13 protein-coding genes and 5 pseudogenes are annotated in these 21,317 nt (G+C 66.0%); 8 read left to right on the top strand and 10 right to left on the bottom strand.

The window, feature by feature from the left end:
• Positions 1-194 precede the first annotated feature (194 nt).
• A pseudogene (locus tag WS70_RS30900) lies at positions 195-542 on the bottom strand (DUF4123 domain-containing protein); the annotation flags it as partial.
• Positions 542-1,228, bottom strand: a pseudogene (locus WS70_RS30895) (DUF2345 domain-containing protein); the annotation flags it as partial. The pseudogenes WS70_RS30900 and WS70_RS30895, both read right to left, overlap by 1 nt.
• 669 nt (positions 1,229-1,897) lie before the next feature.
• On the opposite strand from WS70_RS30895, the pseudogene WS70_RS30890 reads away from it, so the two are divergent.
• The 3 genes and pseudogenes from WS70_RS30890 to WS70_RS30880 form a co-directional block, all read left to right on the top strand.
• Positions 1,898-2,278, top strand: a pseudogene (locus tag WS70_RS30890) (transposase); the annotation flags it as partial.
• 22 nt (positions 2,279-2,300) lie between these two features.
• A pseudogene (locus tag WS70_RS30885) lies at positions 2,301-2,523 on the top strand (IS110 family transposase); the annotation flags it as partial.
• Positions 2,524-2,585: 62 nt separating this feature from the next.
• Positions 2,586-5,114: a penicillin-binding protein 1A gene (locus WS70_RS30880; protein WP_059597504.1), complete on the top strand. Its 2,529-nt coding sequence runs from the start codon at positions 2,586-2,588 to the stop codon at positions 5,112-5,114.
• A gap of 328 nt (positions 5,115-5,442) precedes the next feature.
• Here the strand turns inward: WS70_RS30880 and WS70_RS30875 are convergent.
• Positions 5,443-6,071, bottom strand: a pseudogene (locus tag WS70_RS30875) (putative glycoside hydrolase); the annotation flags it as partial.
• Between WS70_RS30875 and WS70_RS32085 the strand changes: the two are divergent.
• Complete coding sequence (locus WS70_RS32085) at positions 6,019-6,408, top strand: hypothetical protein (protein ID WP_156438440.1); 390 nt, start codon at positions 6,019-6,021, stop codon at positions 6,406-6,408. The pseudogene WS70_RS30875 and the gene WS70_RS32085 sit on opposite strands and share 53 nt — an antisense overlap.
• A gap of 103 nt (positions 6,409-6,511) precedes the next feature.
• Here WS70_RS32085 and WS70_RS30870 read toward each other — a convergent pair whose 3' ends face one another.
• From WS70_RS30870 to WS70_RS30860, 3 genes are read right to left on the bottom strand one after another with little or no spacing between them, the layout of a single operon-like run.
• Positions 6,512-7,462, bottom strand: coding sequence for a dimethyl sulfoxide reductase anchor subunit family protein (locus WS70_RS30870; RefSeq protein ID WP_059473886.1), 951 nt, complete (start codon positions 7,460-7,462; stop codon positions 6,512-6,514).
• A gap of 47 nt (positions 7,463-7,509) precedes the next feature.
• Positions 7,510-8,250: a 4Fe-4S dicluster domain-containing protein gene (locus WS70_RS30865; RefSeq protein ID WP_059473887.1), complete on the bottom strand. Its 741-nt coding sequence runs from the start codon at positions 8,248-8,250 to the stop codon at positions 7,510-7,512.
• Between the two features lie 13 nt (positions 8,251-8,263).
• Positions 8,264-11,185 (bottom strand): molybdopterin oxidoreductase family protein, encoded by a 2,922-nt coding sequence (locus WS70_RS30860; protein WP_059597503.1) that lies wholly within the window; start codon positions 11,183-11,185, stop codon positions 8,264-8,266.
• 674 nt (positions 11,186-11,859) lie between these two features.
• Here WS70_RS30860 and WS70_RS30850 point away from each other — a divergent pair.
• Positions 11,860-12,294, top strand: coding sequence for an Hsp20/alpha crystallin family protein (locus tag WS70_RS30850; protein ID WP_059473890.1), 435 nt, complete (start codon positions 11,860-11,862; stop codon positions 12,292-12,294).
• A gap of 324 nt (positions 12,295-12,618) precedes the next feature.
• Here WS70_RS30850 and WS70_RS30845 read toward each other — a convergent pair whose 3' ends face one another.
• Entirely contained in the window at positions 12,619-13,287 is a 669-nt protein-coding gene (locus WS70_RS30845) for a SagB/ThcOx family dehydrogenase (RefSeq protein ID WP_059473891.1), read from the bottom strand.
• Positions 13,288-13,577: 290 nt separating this feature from the next.
• Here WS70_RS30845 and WS70_RS30840 point away from each other — a divergent pair, with 290 nt between their 5' ends.
• Positions 13,578-14,027, top strand: coding sequence for a CBS domain-containing protein (locus WS70_RS30840; RefSeq protein ID WP_059473892.1), 450 nt, complete (start codon positions 13,578-13,580; stop codon positions 14,025-14,027).
• A 270-nt stretch (positions 14,028-14,297) separates the two neighbouring features.
• Here the strand turns inward: WS70_RS30840 and WS70_RS30835 are convergent, their stop codons facing one another.
• Positions 14,298-16,172, bottom strand: coding sequence for a SulP family inorganic anion transporter (locus WS70_RS30835; protein ID WP_059597502.1), 1,875 nt, complete (start codon positions 16,170-16,172; stop codon positions 14,298-14,300).
• Positions 16,169-17,200 carry an Acg family FMN-binding oxidoreductase gene (locus WS70_RS30830; RefSeq protein WP_059473894.1) on the bottom strand — a complete coding sequence of 344 codons (1,032 nt, stop codon included), beginning with the start codon at positions 17,198-17,200 and terminating at the stop codon, positions 16,169-16,171. Before WS70_RS30830 ends, WS70_RS30835 begins: the two co-directional genes overlap by 4 nt.
• Positions 17,201-17,892: 692 nt before the next feature.
• Here WS70_RS30830 and WS70_RS30825 point away from each other — a divergent pair.
• On the top strand, positions 17,893-18,897 hold the full coding sequence (locus WS70_RS30825) for a lipid II-degrading bacteriocin (protein WP_226382900.1): 1,005 nt from the start codon (positions 17,893-17,895) through the stop codon (positions 18,895-18,897).
• Positions 18,898-19,085: 188 nt separating this feature from the next.
• The gene (locus WS70_RS30820; RefSeq protein WP_226382985.1) at positions 19,086-19,388 is read left to right on the top strand and encodes a hypothetical protein; all 303 of its coding nucleotides are present in this window, start codon (positions 19,086-19,088) and stop codon (positions 19,386-19,388) included.
• A 198-nt stretch (positions 19,389-19,586) separates the two neighbouring features.
• On the opposite strand, the gene WS70_RS30815 is transcribed toward WS70_RS30820, so the two are convergent.
• Positions 19,587-21,296: a bifunctional aminoglycoside phosphotransferase/ATP-binding protein gene (locus WS70_RS30815; protein WP_059597501.1), complete on the bottom strand. Its 1,710-nt coding sequence runs from the start codon at positions 21,294-21,296 to the stop codon at positions 19,587-19,589.
• Positions 21,297-21,317: the final 21 nt, after the last annotated feature.

Here is a 21,317-nt window from a genome sequence, read left to right as displayed (position 1 = left end):
CGCCATCCGATGTCGCGCCACCCGATTGACGGCACCGAAAGATCACGATGAAGAAAAGGGTGACCGGGTGGTGGGCTCGCACCGGCTTGTCGGACCGTCATGATCGCTTCCGTTGATAGTTACTTACTCACACATCCCGATCGATTCGGTGAGAACGCCAATTCAGCGGTATTGCGATCTCGTAGAATGACGCAATACGCGAGCACGATCGGTTCGCCATCCGGCAAGCGCACGCGCAGAAACAACTTCAGATGCGCCGCGAGCGCTGCAAGCGGCACTGGCGATGCAAGCATCGTCGCGCACGGCGATGACGGTCCATGTCGTTCCAGCCATGCGCGCGCCGATTCAAAGTGACTTGGGGGGATGTAGACGAGGTGCGGCGAAACGGCCTGCACGTCCGCTCCGCCGTCCATCAGGCACGCGACATGATCCGACCGGACCGACAATGCATCGGGGAAACTGCCGTTCTGCAACGGGTCGACGAGCACATATAGGTGCGCCCCTAACGAATCGGCCTCGCCGAACACGGTTTGCGTATCCATCAGCCCCCCGTCGACACGAACGCCGATCGCCCCGCCGCGCGTTTCATCATGCACGGCACGCACACTGCATCCGGCTGCGTCGGCATCGGATACGGCATGCTGGCCGGGCCTGAGAAGCTGTGCATGCTGCCCTTGATGTCGATCTTGCCCGGCGCGTGGATCTGAATGTCACCGTCCTTCAGGCGGATATACGCCTGCCCAGACGTGATCAGTATCTCCTTGTCCGCCGCAATCTCGATACGCTCCGTCGCCGACACGATCCGCACCGTCTTCCGGCCGATCAGGTCGATCGTCTCGCGATGCGACTCGATCTGAATCGCGTCCTTCGCGAACAGCTTGATCCCGTCCTGCGCGAACACGCTCACCTTCTCGCCCGCGCTCGTCACGAACGACTTCCCGGTCGCGACGAACGCGCTTTGACCCGCGACGACGTTCACGTGCCGATCCGCCGACGCGTGCAGCGACTGAAGCGTCGTGAGGCCCATCCCGCCCGCGCTGCCGAGCAGCATTGCCGGCACCTTGAAGCCGTTCGCGCTGCCCGTCCCGCCGCCCGGCGTGCGGCCGCCGCTCAAGCCCGGCTCCACCGGCTGCCGCGTCGCGCCGGTCAGTTCCGTGAGCGCGTCGTGACCCGCTTTCAGACTCTCCGCGCGATGCTGCTCGCTTAGCGACGATTGCTGCGCGATCAGCGCGTCGGGATTCAGATCGTCGCGCGTGGTCGCGGCGTCGATTGTCCACGTGTAGTCGCGGCCGAGCTTCGCTTCGCCGACCGCACGCAACGGAATGAGCGCGTTCGCGCCGAGCGGCGTGTCGAGCTTCAGCAGCCGCTCGCGCTGCAACAGCCCACGATGAATCGCCTCGAAGATCGGCGCAAACGCCGTCTCCTGCGGCCCGCGCGGCCCCAACGTCATGGTTCAAATCCTTTTTTCTCAGGTTCGCCGGAATGGGGCGCGTCGCGCCCCTTGTTGTCAGGCGATTGAGCGCGGTATCGGAACCGGCGAACCGCCTTCTTTGGCGAATAAGGATACCGAATCCACTGAAGAAAACGGGAAATCGGCCGGCTTACGGCGCGCCGGCCAAGTCCATCTAATCAAAATTGGCAGTGTTCTGCGGACGATCATCCGGCCTTCACGCTGGAAAGACTGATACGTTGGTTTTTTCTGATTTCAGCTACGCAGTAATCGCCCTTGTTGTTGGTCGACCTGCCTCAGCAACGAAAGCAAGTGCTCGTCGCCACTCGAACTGACCGCAGTCTTCGCCGAGTTGCGCGATATTCACGGCCTCAACATCGCGACGATCTGCAAGCGCCTCAACATCACCGACCAGACGATCCGCGACGTCGGCCTGCTCGAACAGGCGCCCGTACAAACTTCCTGTTCCGCCTGCATGACGGCGCGATCAAAAGCGCGCAGATCGTCGAATTCCTCAAAGCGCGGCGCGCGCAACTCAGACGCAAGGTGATGATCGTGCGGGACGGCGCAGCGCAGCACAAGAGCCGCGTCGTGCGCGAATACCTCGACAGCATGGATGGCGCCGTACAGATGGCACTGCTGCCCGGTTACGCGCCCGATCTGAATCCAGTCGAATACCTCTCGGCTTGGCTCAAGCGGCACGCCTTAGTCAACTTCTATCCCAACAACCTGGCCGAACCGAAGCACACCGCTCGATGCAAACTCAAGAGCGGCCAGAAGCGCAAATCGATCATCGCTGCTTGCTGGAAGCAAGCTGAGCTTTGGTGATGTCATGGCTTACGTAATTCTCAATAGACGCGGCAACAAGGTGCTCGAGCGCGCCTTGTTCCTCTCCACCTGCGCTGCCTTACGAGGCCCCGTCTCGCAGACTTATTAACGCACGCAAGATCCAACAGGATGAGCGCCACAACCAAGCACCCATCGCGCTGGCGCGTCGGTACTGCGATGTCCTGTTCGCCATGCTGCGCGACGGCACCATTTATCAACCAAAGTCAGCCTCTGGCGCCCGATGAAAGACATAGGGACACCCCGCGTTTGGTACGATGCACGCTTTCCCACCTGTTCGCGTCACCGCGTGAATCGCCGAATCGTGTCGTCCTTCCTCGACCGCTGCGCGGCCAGGCTCGCCGCCGCGAAGCCGCACGCCGCCGCCGTCCTCCGTCGCCTGCGCCATCCGACGCGACGCGGCGTCGCGCTCGCCATCGCCGCCGTGCCGGCGCTGTTCCTGCTCTACGTGCTCGCGCTGATCCCGTTCACGCCGAGCATTGGCGACATCCGCAAGGCGCGCGTCGACGCGCCCGCGCAGATCCTGTCCGCCGACGGCAAGCTGCTCGCCGAATTCAAGCCGTCGAACCGCGAATGGGTGCCGCTCGCGGGCATCTCGCCGAAGATGGTCGATGCGCTGATCTCGACTGAAGACCACCGCTTCTACGAGCACCACGGCCTCGACTGGCGCCGCACGGCGGGCGCCGCGCTGCGCACGTTCTCGGGCGAGCGGCAGGGCGGCTCGACGATCACGCAGCAGCTCGCGCGCAATCTGTATCCGGACGAGATCGGCCGCGCGCCGACGCTCACGCGCAAGCTGAAGGAAGCGATCACCGCGCTGAAGATCGAGGCGGTCTACAGCAAGGCGCAGATTCTCGAGACGTATCTGAACACGGTCCCGTTCCTGTACAACGCGTACGGTGTCGAGATGGCCGCGCGCACGTACTTCGACAAATCGGCCGATCAGCTCGACGCGCTCGACGCCGCGACGCTCGTCGGCATGCTGAAGGGCAACAGCTACTACAACCCGGTGCTGAACCCGGAGCGCGCGCTCGCGCGGCGCAACACGGTGCTCGCGCAGATGGTGAAGTATGGGAAGTTGTCGCCGGCCGCGTATGCGTCGCTGCAGAAGAAGCCGCTGCGGATCGACTTCGAGCGGCAGAAGGAGCCGCCCGGCCCCGCGCCGCATTTCGCGCAGCAACTGCGCAAGTGGCTGATCGCGTGGGCCGACCGCAACGACTACAACGTCTACTCGGACGGCCTCGTCGTGCGCACGACGATCGATTCGCGGCTGCAGGCGTATGCGACGCAGGCGCTCGCGCGACAGACGAATCAGCTGCAAGGGATCGCGAACGGGATGTGGAACGCCGGCAGCGGCTGCGCGCCGGGCAATCCGCTGTTCCGCGCGTTCGTGCGCGAGACGCCGGCGTTCCGCGCGGCGCTCGACGGCGGCGCGACCGAAGACGCGGCGCTCAAGCATCTGCTCGCCGATCGCGGGTTCACGCGCGCGCTGTGCAAGGCGAAGGCCGACGTGCAGGCGGGCTTTCTCGCGATCGATCCGCGCAACGGACAGATCAAGGCGTGGGTCGGCAGCCGCGACTTCACGACCGAGCCGTTCGATCACGTGCAGCAGGCGCGCCGGCAGCCGGGCTCGACGTTCAAGCCGTTCGTCTACGGCGCGGCGTTCGCGGGCGGCGCGACGCCCGACGACACGTTCGTCGATCAGCCGGTCGAGATCCCGCTGAAGGGCGGCGAGATCTGGCGGCCCGACGACGACGCATCGCCGACCGGCAAGCCGATGACGCTGCGCGACGCGATCGCGTATTCGCGCAACCGGATCACCGCGCAACTGATGATGAAGGTCGGCCCGCAGAAGGTCGCGCGGCTCGCGCGCGCGATGGGCGTGCGCGACAGCGAGCTCGACGCGGTGCCGTCGCTCGCGCTCGGCACGAGCCCCGTGACGCTGAAGGAGATGGTGTCCGCATACGCGACGATCGCGAACGTCGGCGAATACGTCGAGCCGCGGATGGTCACGCGCATCGAGGATCGCAATGGCGAAGCGCTCGCCGAGTTCGCGAGCGCGTCGCCCGAGCGTGCGCTCGATGCGGCGCCCGCGCGCACGCTGATCGACGTGATGCGCGGCGTCGTCGAGCGCGGCACCGGCGCGGCGATCCGCTCGCGTTATGGCATTCGCGCGGATGTCGCGGGAAAGACCGGCACGACGCAGGGCGACACAGACGGCTGGTTCATCCTGATGCAGCCGCAGCTCGTCGCGGGCGCATGGGTCGGCTTCGACGATGGTCGCGTGACGCTCGGCAGCGTTTGGGGGCAGGGCGCGAGGAGTGCGCTGCCGATCGTCGGCGATTTCTATCAGCGGGCGATCCGCGCGCGGATCATCGACACGCGCGAGCGCTTCGCGACCGAGGCGCCGCCGAGCGCGTTCGACACGTTCCGCGACAAGCTCAACGACTGGTATCGCTATCTGTTCGAGAAAGCCGAACCGCAGAAGGCCGCGCCGCCGAAGGCGCCGCGCGCGCCGGTGGAGGAGGCGATGCCGGCTTCCGAGGTCGAGGCGGCGTCCGAGGCGGCCGCGGCGGCGGCGTTCGCGTCCGAAGCGTCGGCGGCGGCGGTGGCGTCGGCCGCGAGCGGCGTGCCGTTCGCCGCGCCGGGCGGCGCTTCAGCGGTCACGCCGGAGATGCCGCCGTTGTTGCCGTCGACGCCGCCGCTGTCTCCGCCCGCCGCGCAGCCGGGCAACGGCTTGCCGAACGACAACGCGCCGATGTCGCCGACGCCGACGCCCGATGCGCCGGCCGCGAGCGGAGCGGCCGGCGTCAATTAGCGGCGGAGAGCGGCGACGCGGCGTGACGGGCTGTTCGACTTCGCGCGCGTCGCGCATCGCGCCTTTCCGCTCGATACGGAAACCGCGTGGGGCGCGGGTGGGTCGTGAAGGGCGGTCGGGATAGGCTCGTGTGTCGCAGCCGTAGCCGTAGCCGTAGCCGCAGTCGCAGTCGCAGTCGCAGTCGCAGTCGCCAGTCGCCAGTCGCCAGTCGCCAGTCGTTGTAGCCGCGGCTGCCGCACTGTCGGGGCGCGCTGAACTTCGCCTTGCTTCCCGGCGTGCTCGGCCTCCGCTCCGGCGAGCCGCGCCGCCGTGTCGCGAAGCCGCGCGGCTATTTCGGCAACTGCTTCGGATCGTAGTGATTCCGCGCATTCCACAGCATCCATCCGTCGGTCTCGACGGTGTCGGCGGCGTCGACCTGCGCGCGGATCTCCGCCGCCTCGAAATCGCGGCGGTCGAACGCGTAGTCGCGGAACGCCTGCCGCCACGGCCGGAACCGCACGCCGGGCAGCCCGGTTCGCGAGCGCGCCTCGGCAAGCGAGCGGCGCACGATCTGCCCCGGATCGGCGGTCGGCTGCGTGCAGCCCGGCAATCCCCACGTGAAGCCGGACGGATAGAGCATCGGCGAGATGTAGTCGAGCGGGCCGCCGAGCGTTTCGATCTGCTGACCGATTGCGGTGTCGTCTTCGTTCCAGCAGACGTAGCCGAAGATGTCGGCGGCGACGAACACGTTGTACGGCGCGAGCCCCGGTCGTGCGCCGCTTGCAGGAAGCCCGTGATCGCCGCGGTGCGGTTCGCACGCGTGTTCGGCACGCCGAAGCGCAGCCCGCGCGCGTCCGGGAAGCGCACGTAGTCGAACTGGATTTCATCGAAGCCGAGCTTCGCCGCTTCTTCGGCGACATCGAGATTGTGCATCCACGCTTCGCGCAACGACGGATCGATCCAGCGCAGCTTTTCCCGGCGACAAACGATTCAACACACGCCGCGGCCGGCGCATTGGCGCACCGATGACGATTCGCACTCGCTTACGCCCATGCGCGATCGGCAGTGCCGGCATCACGCGGGACGGCTCCCGAAAAGCCTCACCTTTGGCGATACCGAACGCCGACGCGATGGCCGGCTCGTCGGTCGCATCGCGGTGCCGCCGCGCGGTTCGCGTCGAATCGGTTCTGATACGGCAAGCATGCTGCTATGGTTTGAGCATCGGCGGTTGATCGTAGTCAAGAACGCCAGCTTTGGCGGGACGGAGTCGCCCGATGCGAACGGCGCCGCCAGCGGCGAAGCGGGAGGGGAATGAAAGGCGCTGACGGTGCGCGGCGTGGCCGCCGTCGCGAATAGACGCGCGGCATCGACGCGCGGCGGACAGACGCCCGGCACGCGCGGCACGCATGCGCCGCCGGTTACGCGGCACACTGGTCATAGACGTTCTGCGGATGCCGCGCCTCGGCAAAGAAGAACCAGCGCTCCGCGACGAGCCCCGCGTACTGGATCGCGAATGCGCCGCACGCGAGCCTGAACGACGCGACGGCCGGCGCCGCGGCACCGCCGATCGCCAGCAGCGCAAACGGCACCGCAAATGCGCAGATCAGAAACGTCCACTTCATGCGCTGCAGCGTCAGCGGCGTCTTCCCGTGGAAGAACTCGCGCAGGTTGAACGCGCCGGCCGTGAAGCCGCGCGATCGCTGCACGACCCGCCGCGCGTGGATGCCGGTCGCGCTTTGCACCGTCGATCGCGGCCGCAGCCGCGCGTTGCGCACCAATGCCGCGATGCGCGTCGCGCAACCCGCAAGCGTCAGCGCGCACGCGCATCCGGCGAGCGCCGGCACGAGCGGCGGCGCGAACCACGCGGCGCCGGCGGTCGCGAGCGTGAAGCCGGACGCGCAGCCGAGCAGCGCGAAGTTGGTCATCGTCAGCGGCGTCGCCCATTCCTGAAGGAAGCGCAGACAGATGTAGATCATGCCGGTGCAGACGAACAGTACGCCGCTCGCGAGCGTCGCGAGCATGCCGAGCGCGAGCGAATACGGCAATGCGAGCGCGTGCGCGCCGCCGTAAGCCGTCGCGCACGCGAGAAACGCCGGCAGCGCGATGCATTCGCGCGCCAGCCATGACGTGCGCCACATCGCGACCGCGCGCCATGCGCGCTCCGGACGCCCGAGATGGAAGAACGACGCGAACAGGCCGAGCGAGCCGAGCAGCACGGCGAGCGCTGCGCCCGCGACGAAGAACGCCTGCGGCGGCGACGCGATCAGCCCGGGCCGCGCCGCGAGCTCGACGCCGAACAGCGCGATCACAAGCCCCTGGCTCGCGCCGCTCAGCGTCGTCAGGAATATGACCGAAAAAGCGGGTTTCATTCGTATTGCTCCGGATTCGATGTCGGTAGCGCCGGCGCGCGGCGCGTTCAGACGCGCTTCGCGAGCGCGGCGAGTTGCACTTGTGCGTGCGCCAGGTCGTCGCCGGCCGATGCGAGCGCCGGTTCCGCGCCGGCCGATCGGCACGAGCACGCGTCGCCGCTGCTGCAAGCCGTCGTCGTGCGTCGGGGCAGATAGTGATTCGCGGGCCGCGTTCCCCATTCCGGCATCAGCTGATAGCCGCCGCGCTCGCGAATCGCTTGCGATGCGACCGACTCCGGATCGTGAATGTCGCCGAAGAGGCGCGCCGAAGTCGGGCACGCGAGCACGCACGCGGGCTTGCGATCGCGCTCGGGCAGCGCGTCGTCATGAATGCGGTCCGCGCAGAGCGTGCATTTCGTCATCTCCTTGCGCGCCTCGTCGAGCTCGCGCGCGCCGTACGGACACGCCCACGCGCAGTACTTGCAGCCGATGCACTTGTCGTAATCGACGAGCACGAGCCCGTCCTCCTTGCGCTTGTAGCTCGCGCCCGTCGGGCATACGGGCACGCACGGCGGATCTTCGCAATGCAGGCACGACTTCGGGAAATGGATGGTGTCGGCGAGCGGGAATTCTCCCGCCTCGAACGTCTGCACGCGGTTGAAGAACGTGCCGGACGGATCGGCGTCGTAAGGCCGCGTATCCGACAGCGCGCCCGCCGAGCCCGACGTATTCCATTCCTTGCAGCTCGTCACGCACGCGTGGCATCCCACGCACACGTTCAGATCGATTACGAGCGCCATTTGCGTCATCGCATGCTCCTCGTCAACGGCGTTTCGCCGGATTGCGCAGCCGGGCGGCGAATTCGCCTCGGCCTGCGAAATAGCTCTGCACGATGCGCCGAACCGCGCCCGTCACGCCGGGCAGCGCCGGCATCGGCGCGAACTGCGGCAGCGTATGGTCGGCATCCGCTTCGGCCGGATAGATGCGCACGCGCACGTCGTACCACGCGGCCTGGCCGGTGATCGGATCGGAGTTCGAAATGCGCGGCGCGTGGGCGGTGTCGCCGGGCAGCTCGTCGGTGATCACGTGATTCAGCAGGAAGCCGTGCTGAGATTCGTTCGCGCTCGGCCCGAGATTCCACGCGCCCGCCGCCTTGCCGATCGCGTTCCAGGTCCACACGGTGCCCGGCTCGACGACCTCGCTGTAGCGCGCGCGGCAGCGCACCTTGCCCCATTGCGACTCGATGTAGATCCAGCCGCCGTCCGCGATCCCCGCATCGCGCGCGATCTTCGGGTTCACGAACAGATCGTTCTCCCCATGAATCTGCCGCAGCCACGCGTTCTGCGAATCCCACGAGTGGTACATCGCCATCGGCCGCTGCGTGACGGCGGCGAGCGGATAGCGCTGCAAATCGGTCGCACCGAGCTCGAGCGGCTCGTACCAGAACGGCAGCGGATCGAAATAGCGCGCGATGCGCGTGCGCAGATGATCGGGCGGCTGCCGGCCGCTCGTCTTGCCCTGCGCGGCGAGACGGAATCTCTGCATCACGTCCGAATACAGATGGATGACGATCGGCTCGCCGAACTTCCGGAAGCCTTGCTCGACCGCCCATTTCAGATACGGGCCGTTGCAGCCGCGCATGTATTGCCGCGCCGCCGGCAGCGTGTAGTGAAAGACACAGTCGTGCTTCGCGTATTCGTCCCATTGACGCGGATTCGGTTCGCCGACGAGCGCGTCGCCGCCGTCCTCGCCGCGCCAGCCCATCAGGAAGCCGACGCCCGAATCGGGTGCGGTCTGATAGTTGACGATGAAGTCCGGATAGTCGCGGAATCTGCGTGCGCCGTCCGGCGTCGTGAACGCCGGCAGCTTCAGCCGGCTCGCGAGCTCGATCAGCACGTCCTGGAACGGCTTGCATTCGCCGGTCGGCGGCACCACCGGTATGCGCACCGAATCCGCCGGTCCGTCGAATTCGGAGATCGGCCGGTCGAGCATCGACATCGCATCGTGCCGTTCGAGATACGTCGTGTCGGGCAGGATCAGATCGGCGAACGCGGTCATTTCGGACTGGAACGCGTCGCACACGACGATGAACGGAATCTTGTATTCGCCGTGCGCGTGCTTGTCCGCGAGCATCTTGCGGACCTCGACCGTGTTCATCGACGAATTCCACGCCATGTTGGCCATGAAGATCATCAGCGTGTCGATCGGATAGGGATCGCCGCGCCACGCGTTCGTGATCACGCTGTGCATCAGCCCGTGGACCGCGAGCGGGTATTCCCACGAAAACGCCTTGTCGATCCGCACCGGGCCGCCTTGCTCGTCGACGAACAGATCCTCGGGCGCGGCCGGCCAGCCGAGCGGGCCCGCCGCGAGCGGCGTGTCCGGGCGCACCGCGCCGGGGCCGCTCGGCGGCTTCGCCGAAGGCGGCACCGCGCGCGGATACGGCGATTTGTGGCGGAAGCCTCCTGGCCGGTCGATCGTCCCGAGCAGCGACATCAGCACCGCGAGCGCGCGGATCGACTGGAAGCCGTTCGAGTGCGCGGCGAGTCCGCGCATCGCATGGAACGCGATCGGATTGCCTGTGACGGTGTCGTGCGTTTCGCCCCAAGCGTCGGTCCAGCGGATCGGCAGCGTGATTTTGTGGTCGCGCGCGACATCGGCCATTTCGTGCGCGAGCCGGCGGATCGTGCCGGCCGATATGCCCGTGATCCGTTCGGCCCATTCCGGCGTGCATGCGGCGACGCGCTCGCGCAGCAGCGCGAACGACGGCGCGACGGGCGTGCCGTCGGCGAGCGTGTAGCGGCCGTCGAGCGCGGGCGTCGCGCCGCGCGTGTGATGCGGCACGGGCCGGCCGCCGCCGAGATCCCACCACAGGTGATCCTGCGGAAACAGCGGATTGCGCTCGGGCGTGGCCGCATCGCGCACGAAGAGCCCGAACGTATCGGCATCGGCGCGCATGTCGAGCAGCTCGGCCGCGTTCGTGTAGCGCGTGACGAAGTCGCGGTCGTAGCGGTCCGTCTCGATCAGCTCGCGAATCAGCGCCATGAACAGTGCGCCGTCGGTGCCGGGACGAATCGGCACCCATTCGTCGGCGATCGCCGCGTAGCCGGTGCGGATCGGATTGATCGCGACGAACCGGCCGCCCGCGCGCTTGAACTTCGAGATCGCGATTTTCAGCGGATTCGAATGATGGTCCTCGGCGGTGCCGATCATGAAAAACAGCTTCGCGCGATCGAGATCGGGGCCGCCGAATTCCCAGAACGATCCGCCGATCGTGTAGATCATGCCGGCCGCCATGTTCGCCGAGCAGAAGCCGCCGTGCGCCGCGTAATTGGGCGTGCCGTACTGCTTCGCGAAGAGGCCCGTCAGCGCCTGCATCTGGTCGCGGCCGGTGAAGAGCGCGAATCGCTTCGGATCGGTCGCGCGCAGATGCGCGAGCCGCCTTTCGAGCACGGCGAACGCGACGTCCCAAGACACCGGCTCGAACTGCGCGCTGCCGCGCTCGGCGCCCGCCTTGCGCATCAGCGGCTGCGTGAGCCGCGCGGGCGAGTACTGCTTCATGATCCCCGACGCGCCTTTCGCGCAGATCACGCCCTGGTTGAGCGGGTGATCGGGGTTGCCGTCGATATAGCGGACTTCACCGTTTCGCAGATGCACGCGGATTCCGCAGCGGCACGCGCACATGTAGCAGGTCGTCGTCTTGACTTCGAGTGGCTCGTTTCCGGCTCGCACACGATCGTCCATGTTCGCTCTTTGTCGAAGATCCCGTTGAAGCGAGCGCGACGGATGTCGGCTCGCGCTTCGCATGCTAGGTGTGGCGCTCTGGTATGACAAATCGCGATTTCAAACTGAAGTCATCGGCGAGGCTGATGGATCGTCGATTTGCGACGGACGTGCGGACGCGCGCGATGCGACCGGCTTCCGTCGATTGCGGTGCGGCCCGTTTTCACGATACGTGCAAATGAACAGACTTCGGCCATGTCATATCGAGGCCCCGCGCGCGCTCGTGCGCGGCGACGGCGCTTGCGGTGCCGGGCGCGATGCCGAGCCTCGCGGCGCAACGGTAGCGCGCCGACGGCGGTTCTTCTGACCGGCGAGCCGGTCGCGGCTGCTGCGAGGAGCGGCGCATGCGCGCCGCGGAATTTCGCTCGGCGCATCGTCGAATCGAGTCGCGAACGAAATCGATAGAGGCAAAACGTCGACACGCGCGCCGATTGGCGCCGGGTGCATCCGGCGCGCGGCGAGCGTGGCCGCCGATTGACACACGTCAATGTCGGACGGACCTGCGTCGCTACGCTGAAAACCAGCGGTATTGATTCGACCGGCATCAGGTCATTGAGGGGCGTCCGGTTTGTGCAGGACGTCGTCTGCGGTGTCGGCTGCGCATTGTGCGCGGCTGCGAATTCCAGGAGAGAGCAATGAGCAATTTGACGCGTTACGACCCGTTTTCGCTGGAACCGATGTCCGATTTGTTCCAGGGCTTGTTCCGTCCGCTGCGCGGCATGATTGACGTCGAAGAAGAGAAGCTCGCATCGATGAAGATCGACGTGACCGAAAACGACCAGTCCTACCTTGTCAAAGCCGAGCTGCCGGGCGTCGACAAGAACGATATCAACGTGCAGATCGAAGGCAACGCCGTGTCGATCAACGCGAAGGTCGAGCGGAACAAGGAGCTGAAGGAAGGCGAGCGCGTGATTCGGCGCGAACGCTATTCTGGCGAGTTCAGCCGGTCCTTCTCGCTCGCGAGCGAAATCGACCGCGACGCCGCGACCGCGCAGTATCAGGACGGCGTGCTGTCGCTGACGCTGCCGAAGAAGGCGACGGCGGAAAAGAAGAAGCTGACGATAAGCTGAATGCGCGTGCGCGCCGCGGTTCACGCGGCGCTTCGCGTTGTTTTGCGATGCAGGCCGGCGAGCCTTCGGCGGTGCGTCGGCGGTTCTTTTGTCTTGCCTGATGTGACGACGCGGCGCTCGTCGCGCGCCGTGCCGCGCCGCGTTTCTTGCGCCGCGCGCCGTGCAAAGCGCGGCGGTGTTACGTGCGACACGGTGCTCGTTGCGTACGACGCGTCGTACGCAACACGGCACGTACGACGCGCGATACGTCGGTCGCGACGCGCGATACACGGCGACCGCGCACAGCGATCCCGCCCGCATCGGCGCAGCGGGATCGCGCGACGTTCAGGCGTGCGCGCCGCCCGCGTGCGCGACCGGCCTGCCGACCGTCTGCGCGAGGATCGGCAATTCGTCTTCGTTCAGGCTGAGCGCGTCGGAGAGCAGCCGATGGTTGATCCAGCCGCGCACGACGCAGCCGAGTCCCGCCGACGCGCAATACAGCGCGACGTTCTGCGCGATCGCACCCGCCGCCACCGCGGAGAACGTCTCGCGCAGCGGTTTCGGCATCGACAGCAGCCGCGACGATCGCACGACGTAGACGAGGTCGAGCGGCGCGGCGCCGACGAAGTCCTGATAGCCGGTCAGGTTGCGCGCGTCGATCGAGCGCTTCAGCAGCAGCCGGTGCAGCACTGGATCGTAGCGGTAGACGCCGTCGGGCAGCGCGACGTAGATGTCGATCTCGTTGAGCGCGTGCGCGGACGGCGCGGTGCGGCCGCCCGTCGCCGGACGGTTGACGCCGCCGGCCGCCCACAGCAGTTCGCCGAGCGTCGTCGGCGCGAGCGTCGCGGACGAGAATTCGCGCGTGCTCGCCCGCAGTGACAGCGCGGCCATCAGCGGCAGGCCCGCGCCGAGATCGGGCTGCGGCAGATCGATGATCGCGGGCGCCTCCTCTTCCGCGGGCGCGGGCAATGCCACGGCGATCGGTTGATAGGTCAGCAGTTCGGGGTCGCTCATGTCCGTCTCCAAGACAGTGGAAAACCGCGCCGCACCCGTTCGCGAGTGCGTTCGCTCATCAACGATAGCGAGTGTGTCGCACGTCGAACTGATCCCGATCAAGCGTCGCACGCCGGCGCGCGCATGCCGGCGAAGTTGACGTGCGTCAGAAGGGAAGACGGACGCGCGTGCGACGCTATGTTGCACATTTGTGCGGACGCTGCGTCCCGTCGTGCGCTGCGTTGCCGGAAGGCCGGCGGCCGCGCGCTGCGGCGCGCGCATCCCATCATGCATACGAACGGAGGTCAATCGTGAATGCCGCCGAGATCTGCACCCGCGCCGTCGCCGTGTGTCGCCGCACCGACACCGTGCTCGACGCCGCGCACCTGATGCGCGACCGCCACGTCGGCGACCTGATCGTCGTCGACGACGCGGGCCGCGCGCAAGAGCCGGTCGGCATGCTGACCGACCGCGACATCGTGCTGTCGCTGATCGCGAAGGAGGTCGATCCTGCCGCGCTGTTCGTCGGCGAGATCATGTCCGCGCCGGTGGCCGTCGTTCACGAGCAGGACAGCTTATGGGCGATCGCGCATCGGATGCGGCTGACGGGCGCGCGTCGAATGCCGGTCGTGAACGCCGAGGGCGCGCTCGTCGGGATGGTGTCCCTGGACGACGTGTTGGCGTGCGCGGCGTCGCTGTTCGACGAGATCGCGTCGGTTTCGCGGCGGCAGATTCACTTCGAGGAGAAGGCGCGAAGCTGACGTGCGCTCGCGCGCAGCGTGTGGTGTGCGGCGTCGCGGCTGCGGGTTCGCGCTATCGGTCTCACGCCATCGATTGTGTGCAGGCGGCACTGGGCCGTCGTGCCTTTGTGCCGTTGTTCTTTTGTCCCGTCGAGTTGGCGAGCCGCGTTCGTGCAATCGGTTTCATGTCCGTGGACCACGGCGGCACGTTGCCGATCGATCCGGCCTTCCGCGTGCGATTGTTGCCATGCGCTTCTCGTCGCGCCGCGCGGCCGCATCGCGGTTGAAGTGCTAACGCCGCGCCCGCCGCGCGGCCGCCGTCTCCTTGCGCGCCTGTGCGAAGTGCAAGACCGCATCCGTCACGGTCGGAAAGAAGTGATCGGCGCCGATTTTGTCGAAGAGCCCGTACGCGCGCAGCCGATCCTTGACCGGTCCCTTCATCTCCGCGAAATACAGCGTGATCCGCCGCGCGGCGAGTTCGTCGCGCAGTGTCGCGAGCATGTCGGCGGCGGTGACGTCGACGTCCGTGATCGGCTCGGCCGCGATCACGACGCAGCGCACCGGCGCGTCGGCGTCGGCGATTGCATCGTGCACGTGATCGCGAAAGATCGTCGCATTCGCATGAAACAGCGGTGCGTCCCAGCGGAACGCGACGAGACCGGGCATCCGCCGCGCGTCCGGATGTCGCGATACGTCGTGATAGCCGTGCACGCCTTCGACGCGGCCAAGCACCGTATCGTATGGATGCCACGCGCGCCAGACGAACGACAGCAGCGACAGCCCGACCGCGAGCAGGATGCCCGGCACGACGCCGAGCAGCACGACGCCCGCGAAGCACAGGATCGACACCGCGCATTCGCCGCGGCGCATATAGAAGAGGCGAACGACCGCGCGCACGTCGACGAGGCCGCTCGCCGAATAGATGACGACCGCCGCGAGCGCTGCGAGCGGCACGCGGGCGAGCAGTGTCGGCGCGACGAGCAGCAGCGCGATGCAGCCTGCTGCGACGACGCTCGTCAACTGCGTGCGCGCGCCGGCCGCGAGCGCGACGGGCGTGCGCGACGAACTGCTGCTGACCGCGCAGCCGCGCAGCGTGCCGGCGAGCAGGTTCGCCGCGCCGAGCGCGATCAGTTCCTGATTGCGGTCGGTTTCGCGGCCGTCGTCCCGCGCGAACACGCGCGACAGCACGCTGATGTCGGCGACCGACACCATGGCGATCGCGAGCGCGCCGGCGATGAGCCGGCTCGCGTCGCCGAGCGATATGGCTGGGAGGCCGGGCAGCGGCATGCTGCCGGCGAGCGGGCCGACGAGTGCGACATGCGCGTTCGCGACATGCGCGTTTGCGACGTGCGCGTTTGCGACGTGCGCGTTCGCGACGTGCGCGTTCGCAACATGCGCGTCCGGCACCGTGCCGAGCCACGCGGCGGCAATCGACGCGGCGGCCACCGCGATCAGAATGCCGGGCCACGCCGGCGCAGCGCGCCGCAGCAGCATGATGCCGGCGAGACAGCCGGCGCCGAGCGCAAGCGATGCGGCGTCGATCCGGCCTTGCGCGACGGTCGCGGCGACGCTCGCCACTTCGTCGACGAACGTGCCGCCGCGCGGCGCGGCGCCGAACAGGCTCGGAAGCTGGCTCGCGATCAGCGTCAGCGCGAGGCCGTTCAGATAGCCGTACTGAATCGGTTTGGACAACAGATCGGTGACGAAGCCGAGCTTCAGCAGGCCGGCGAGCACGCAGAAACCGCCCGACATTAGCGCGAGCGCGGCCGACAGCGCGATCGCATGCGCGGGATCGCCATGTGCGAGCGGCGCGATCGCACCGGCGATCAGCGCGGCGAGTGCGGAATCGGGGCCGAGCACGAGGATCCGGCTCGGCCCGAAGATCGCGTAACCGACGAGCGCGGCGATCGTCGCGTTCAATCCGGCGATGACGGGCAGGCCGGCCGCCTGCGCGTAGCTCATGCCGACCGGCACGAGCACCGCGGTCAGCGCGACGCCCGCGAACAGGTCGCGCGCGAGCCACGCGCGCTGGTACGTGCGCAGCGTCGCAACGCCCGGCAGCCACCGGCGCCACGCCGCGCCGTCGTCGCCGCCGCCGCCGCCGCCGCCGCCGCCGCCGCGCCGCGCGGCGTTCCGGTCGCGCGCGGCGCGTTCCCGCTCGATCAAGACACGACGTCCATCAGCGGACGCCGCGGCGCATGCGGAACGACCGGGCCGCGTCCGATGCGCAGCAGCAGTTGCGGATGGGCATCGACGTGCAGCAGCGGGCGCAGTCTTTCGCGCAGCATGTCGATTTCGATCGGCTGATTCAGATACGACGCGGTCAGCCCCGCGGCCGTCGCGACGAGCAGCACGCGCTCGAGCGCCTGGCCCGTCGCGACCCACGCGTCGCGATCGTCGCTTGCGGTCGAGATGCCGACGACGAGCGGCGAGCCGTCGACGAGCTTGTGATGCATCGCCGCCATTCCGCCGCCGAGATCGAACGTGCGGATCACCGACGCGACGACGGGCGTCGCGAAGTCGAGCAGCGCGGGCACGCCGGCCGCGAACGCCGGCATTCCGTCGTCGCGGCGGCGCGGATGCACCCAATTCGCGAGCTCGCGCCGAAAGCGCAGATCGGCGAACTGGAGGTGGTCGGCTTCGGCGATCAGTTCGGCGATCTCCTCGCGCGCGGCGGGTGCGTCGACGCAGGCGATCTCGGCGCCTTCGGCCGCGCCGGCATCGACGAGCGCGCGCTGGATCTCGCACGAAACCGCTTCGTCCGCGAACGGTGCGCGGGTCGTCACGCGCTCGACGATCGCGTCGAACAGCGGCACGAGGCTTTCGTCGTGATAGCCGCGGGGATCGAGCCGCACGAGCGCAATCACGTCGGGATCCGAGCTCGACGGGAACATGTCGATCGAATACGCGAACCCGAAATGGCTCAGCGCGACGCGCAGATTGAAGAGCGCCGCGCCGCAACTGACGAGCAGCTCGCGGTCGTATGGGTCGACGACGGGCAGCGCGCGCAGCCGGTCCGCGCACAGCATCACCGACGCGTCGCCGAGGATGAAGCGCCACGGCTGCGTGTTGTGGCTCGACGGCGCGAGGATCGCGTAGCGGATCGCGAGGCGAAGCTGGTCCTCGACGCTCGCCGACGGATCGAACGGGGGGATGTCGTCATGCGGCGGCGTCTGGAGCTTGGGCGTTTCCATGTTGCTGTTCTCCTGTCGGGAGGCGCGGTCGTGCGCGGGCGGATGTGACGCGCCGGAGTTCGAGGGCGGTGCGGACTGCGTAGGATCGATTCCAGTCTATGGAGCGGCTGCCGGGCGGGGCTTGACCCAGATCAACGGCGGATGGGCGGGGGGCGAGCGGGTATTCCGTTGTAGGGCTAGCGGACGCGTGTCTTTCTGTCCGAATGGACGCCCGTTGCAATCGGAGGACCGGTGCGCTCGCCTCTCATCGAGACCTATCTGTTTTAATCGAAGTGATAAATATAGAAAGCGCGCCTGTAATGCTACATATGTGATTGAGGGATTCAATCGAACTTTGATGGGGAGTCAGGTATTTCGGTTGATATGACTCGATATTTCAATTATCTTGCGGCGCACGTATTTCATTTTAGACCATCGAGGTGCGGGCGTGAAGCTTGTCCCGTTTGTCGTTCTCGTTTGTTTTATTCTGTTTAATTAATATATAAATAATAGCGGAAATAAATTTTTCTGGATATTAGATGGAAGAGAAAAAATTCTAGCATTCAATATCGAATCAGAATCGCGTGATGCAAGTTTCCAGAAAGAGAAGGTCGCTAATACGCACTTCAATTGCATTCCCGGCGGCGATGCTGCTGCCTTCGGTTCGGAGCTGGGCGCAGACGAGAGGACATGGACCAGCCGACGAACTCCCTATGATTTCCGTTGCCGCGCCTCGTGAAACCAGTCTGCCGATTCCTTCGGTTGGAGGGCCAGTGGGCGGATATAGTTGGACGACTGGATTCGACAATATACGAGGTGGAATATATCAAATCGGAAAATTCAATCTGGTCAATGGCAGGAAAATTCTATCTGCTGCTGAAGCTGGAAAGTCGCTCGACGTGCTCTCCGAATTTGCGTATGGAATAGAGCTGGCGAGTAATAATCTAGTCAAGGCACAAATTGCAACCTATGGAATTTTTACTCAATGGTTGGCGAACAATGGGTGGCAGGGTGTCGTCGGTGCCGATCAGTATGGACTGTCAAATACACAGCTGAGTGGCTTGACGACAGCGTTCGGTTTGTTCAGTGATTATTACTTTAGCCACCTGCCTGCGCCGCCTATTTCAGAATTCAAATTTTACGCTACACCATTCTTTACTCTCGCCGCCTATGATTATTGGATTCGCGGAAACGGATCTCCCCGGGTGATCGATCTCAAATCTTTACGGTTGGGCATCAGGGCCAACGAGATTGGCCCCATTCGATCCATTATCGTCAATGATGGCATGGGACCTGGTGCTTATCCCATCGATGCTGAGTTCAGTACGAATCTGCTGAGCGATAAAGAATATATCGTCGGTTCCGCGCTTGGTCGAGTGAGCGGGCATGTCGTTGGTCAGCTCGTTTTGACGGCTGATGGAGATTTTCCATTTGCCGGGGAGTATACGTTGAATCCGGATAAATTCGATTTTGATGCATCGAACTCAAGGCCGTATATACAGGAGGTGTTGACTACCTTGGTCAGAAAGATGGGTGAAATAACTGGTCATACGGATTTCATGATTTATTTTAAAGGGTCTCAACCTTTGAATGTTTCGGGGGCTCGTCGGAACATTAAAGCCATGGATGAACACGGGGTGGTTCGTCGGCCGTCCATGGGAGGGTTGCCCAGTCTTGGGATGCGGGACATAATAAATGGAAATGTTTCCGGGATATAGGTAATGGGCGTTGACATATTCTATCGGGGGTATTCTGTTTAAAATTGTAAAGATGCTCTCGATTGAACGCATCGCTGACTGGATGTGTGTAGTGGCGTGATATTTGAATTATGTTATGGTGGGTGAATTGTTTTAATGAGTGGTAAATTTAATTGGATTTAAATCGATCTCGGAAGGCAGGGGTGGTGATGGGCTCCGCTGTTACTCTTGTTCTGGCGATTGTCGGGTTGGTGATTGCCATGATGTACGTGAGAGTCTATGACGGAGGCGATGGAATTTGCCCCGATATGACGCGACAGGATATTAAATATAAAATCGTGAAGTTCGCATATCGAAATAACAAGAATCCAAAAATTGACTTCGATGAAGATTTTTCATATCTGAGCGATGTCGCGAAATGGAGGGTTCCATACAGGGTCAACGGGCACCGGTACGTTGCCAAGATGACCTGCAAAGGTTGGATCGTGGACAACGTCGGCCCGTTTGACTGAGCTGTTGGGCAAGCGTCCGCATCGCACTAGATCGATTCGGCCGAATGCGCTGTATCGCTGTGGCGCGCTTGGTCAGATCGCACGATCCAGTACGACGCATTGCCAATGTGAAATGGGCTGCCGCGGCAGTGCAATTGATCAGACCCAGGCGGTTTATTCGATAGTGGCGAGCGTCTCCGACGCGGGGCCTTTTCGACATCAACTCGTTGTCGCGGCATCAATTGAGGCCGTATCGAGCACGTCGAGCACCGCCCGCCAATACCCGGTCGACAGAATCGTCTCCAGCGGCACATCGGTATCGAAGCCGATCGTGCGCGCGCGCTCGTCGGCGTCGAGCGGATCGGCCGTCGCGAGCTGCGTCGCGAGCACAGCCGCGCCCGCGTCGGAACGATCGCTTTGCGCGGCGGCGCGCGCATCGACGCGCCGTTCGAGACACGCGCGGCTCGCGCGGAAATCGAGAATGAAGACGGGCACCTGCTGCTCCCGCGCGAGCGCGACGAAGCTCGCGCGGCGCGCGCGGGCGAGAAACGTCGCATCGACGAGCGCCGTGTAGCCGGTGCGCAGCACGTCGCGCGCGAGCGCGCGCAGGCGTTCGTATTGCGCGTCGATCTGCTGCGGCGTGTACGCGCTCGCGGGCAGCGGCCGCGCGTCGGCCGCCGTGAACGGCCGCGCGCGCTTGCGCTCGCTGTCGCTCGACAGCCGGATCGCGCCCGAGACGTCGGCGAGCGCGCGGCTCGCGACCGACTTGCCCGAGCCCGAATAACCGTGGCACAGCAGCAGGCACGGACGGCGCGCGCGAGCCGCGTGCGCGGCGACGTCGATGTACGTGCGCGCCCGTTCGAGGTGCGCGTTGCGCGCCGTATGGTCGCTGCCCGCGCGCATCGTCGCGACGAGCGCCCGCACGAGCGCGCGATACGCGACATACAGCGGCAGCGCGGCGAGACCCGCGAAGTCGCCCGTCTCGTCGAGCCAGCGGTTCAGCAGCCGGTGCGCGAGATCGGCGCGATCGTGTGCGCGCAGATCCATCAGCAGAAACGACAAATCGTTGATCACGTCGATCCAGCGCAGCGCGTCGTCGAAGTCGATGCAGTCGAACATCAGCGCGTCGCGGCCGCGCTTCACGACGTTGTTCAGATGCAAGTCGCCGTGGCACGCGCGGACGTAGCCGTCGGCTCGCCGCGCGTCGAGATGCGGGGCGAGTTCGTCGCAGCGCCGCCCGCACCACGCGCGCAGCGCCGCCGGCAACGCCGCGCCGAGCGCGCGTTCGAGCGGCGCGAACACGTCGTCGATCTGCTTGCGTAGCTCGCGTGCGCTGCCGTACGCGTGTCGCGGGACGTCGCGCGGCGCGTGCAGGTGGTACGCGGCGAGGCGCGTCGCGGCGGCGTCGATGTCCGCCGCGCCGAGTTCGCCGTGCGCGAGCCGTTGCGAGAACAGCATCCGCTCGTCGAAGCGGCGCATCTTGACGACATGATCGACGGCGACGCCCGCGCTGCCGACGCGAAGGCCGCGCGCGCGCCGCACGATCGGATGGACCGCGACATAGATCGGCGCGGCGAGCGGGCGGTTCAGCGCGAGTTCGGCTTCGCACGCGCGGCGGCGCGCGGCGAGGTCGCTGAAATTCGCGAAGCCGAAGTCGAACGGCTGCAGGCGCTTGTATGCGAAACGTCCGACGAGATAGACGACGGAGATGTGCGTTTCGATGCGCACGATGCGACCGGCCGGATGCGGATACGTCGACGCGCGGCGCAGCGTCGCGTCGACTTCGCGCGACAGGCGGCGGGCCGCGCGCTCGCGCACCGCGCGCCGCTGCGGGCCGTTGCCGTGGATGGCGGTAGCGCGCGCGAGGAGGCGCGTGCCGCGCGATTCGTCGGCGGATTTCGCGAGCTTCGACGGGCGCGAACGGCGCATCTGTCACCTCCGGGGATCGTG

Origin of the sequence: Burkholderia mayonis (assembly GCF_001523745.2) — a bacterium.
Lineage (GTDB): Bacteria > Pseudomonadota > Gammaproteobacteria > Burkholderiales > Burkholderiaceae > Burkholderia > Burkholderia mayonis.
Note: the sequence above shows the minus strand (reverse complement) of the source record. Positions and strands in the feature narration are given on the sequence as shown.

Excerpts from the sequence above, each read along its gene's own strand:
- WS70_RS30870 (WP_059473886.1), bottom strand. The coding sequence starts at position 7,462 with ATGAAACCCGCTTTTTCGGTCATATTCCTGACGACGCTGAGCGGCGCG.
- WS70_RS30865 (WP_059473887.1), bottom strand. The coding sequence starts at position 8,250 with ATGACGCAAATGGCGCTCGTAATCGATCTGAACGTGTGCGTGGGATGC.
- WS70_RS30860 (WP_059597503.1), bottom strand. The coding sequence starts at position 11,185 with ATGGACGATCGTGTGCGAGCCGGAAACGAGCCACTCGAAGTCAAGACG.
- WS70_RS30850 (WP_059473890.1), top strand. The coding sequence starts at position 11,860 with ATGAGCAATTTGACGCGTTACGACCCGTTTTCGCTGGAACCGATGTCC.
- WS70_RS30845 (WP_059473891.1), bottom strand. The coding sequence starts at position 13,287 with ATGAGCGACCCCGAACTGCTGACCTATCAACCGATCGCCGTGGCATTG.
- WS70_RS30830 (WP_059473894.1), bottom strand. The coding sequence starts at position 17,200 with ATGGAAACGCCCAAGCTCCAGACGCCGCCGCATGACGACATCCCCCCG.
- WS70_RS30825 (WP_226382900.1), top strand. The coding sequence starts at position 17,893 with ATGATTTCCGTTGCCGCGCCTCGTGAAACCAGTCTGCCGATTCCTTCG.
- WS70_RS30820 (WP_226382985.1), top strand. The coding sequence starts at position 19,086 with ATGGGCTCCGCTGTTACTCTTGTTCTGGCGATTGTCGGGTTGGTGATT.
- WS70_RS30815 (WP_059597501.1), bottom strand. The coding sequence starts at position 21,296 with ATGCGCCGTTCGCGCCCGTCGAAGCTCGCGAAATCCGCCGACGAATCG.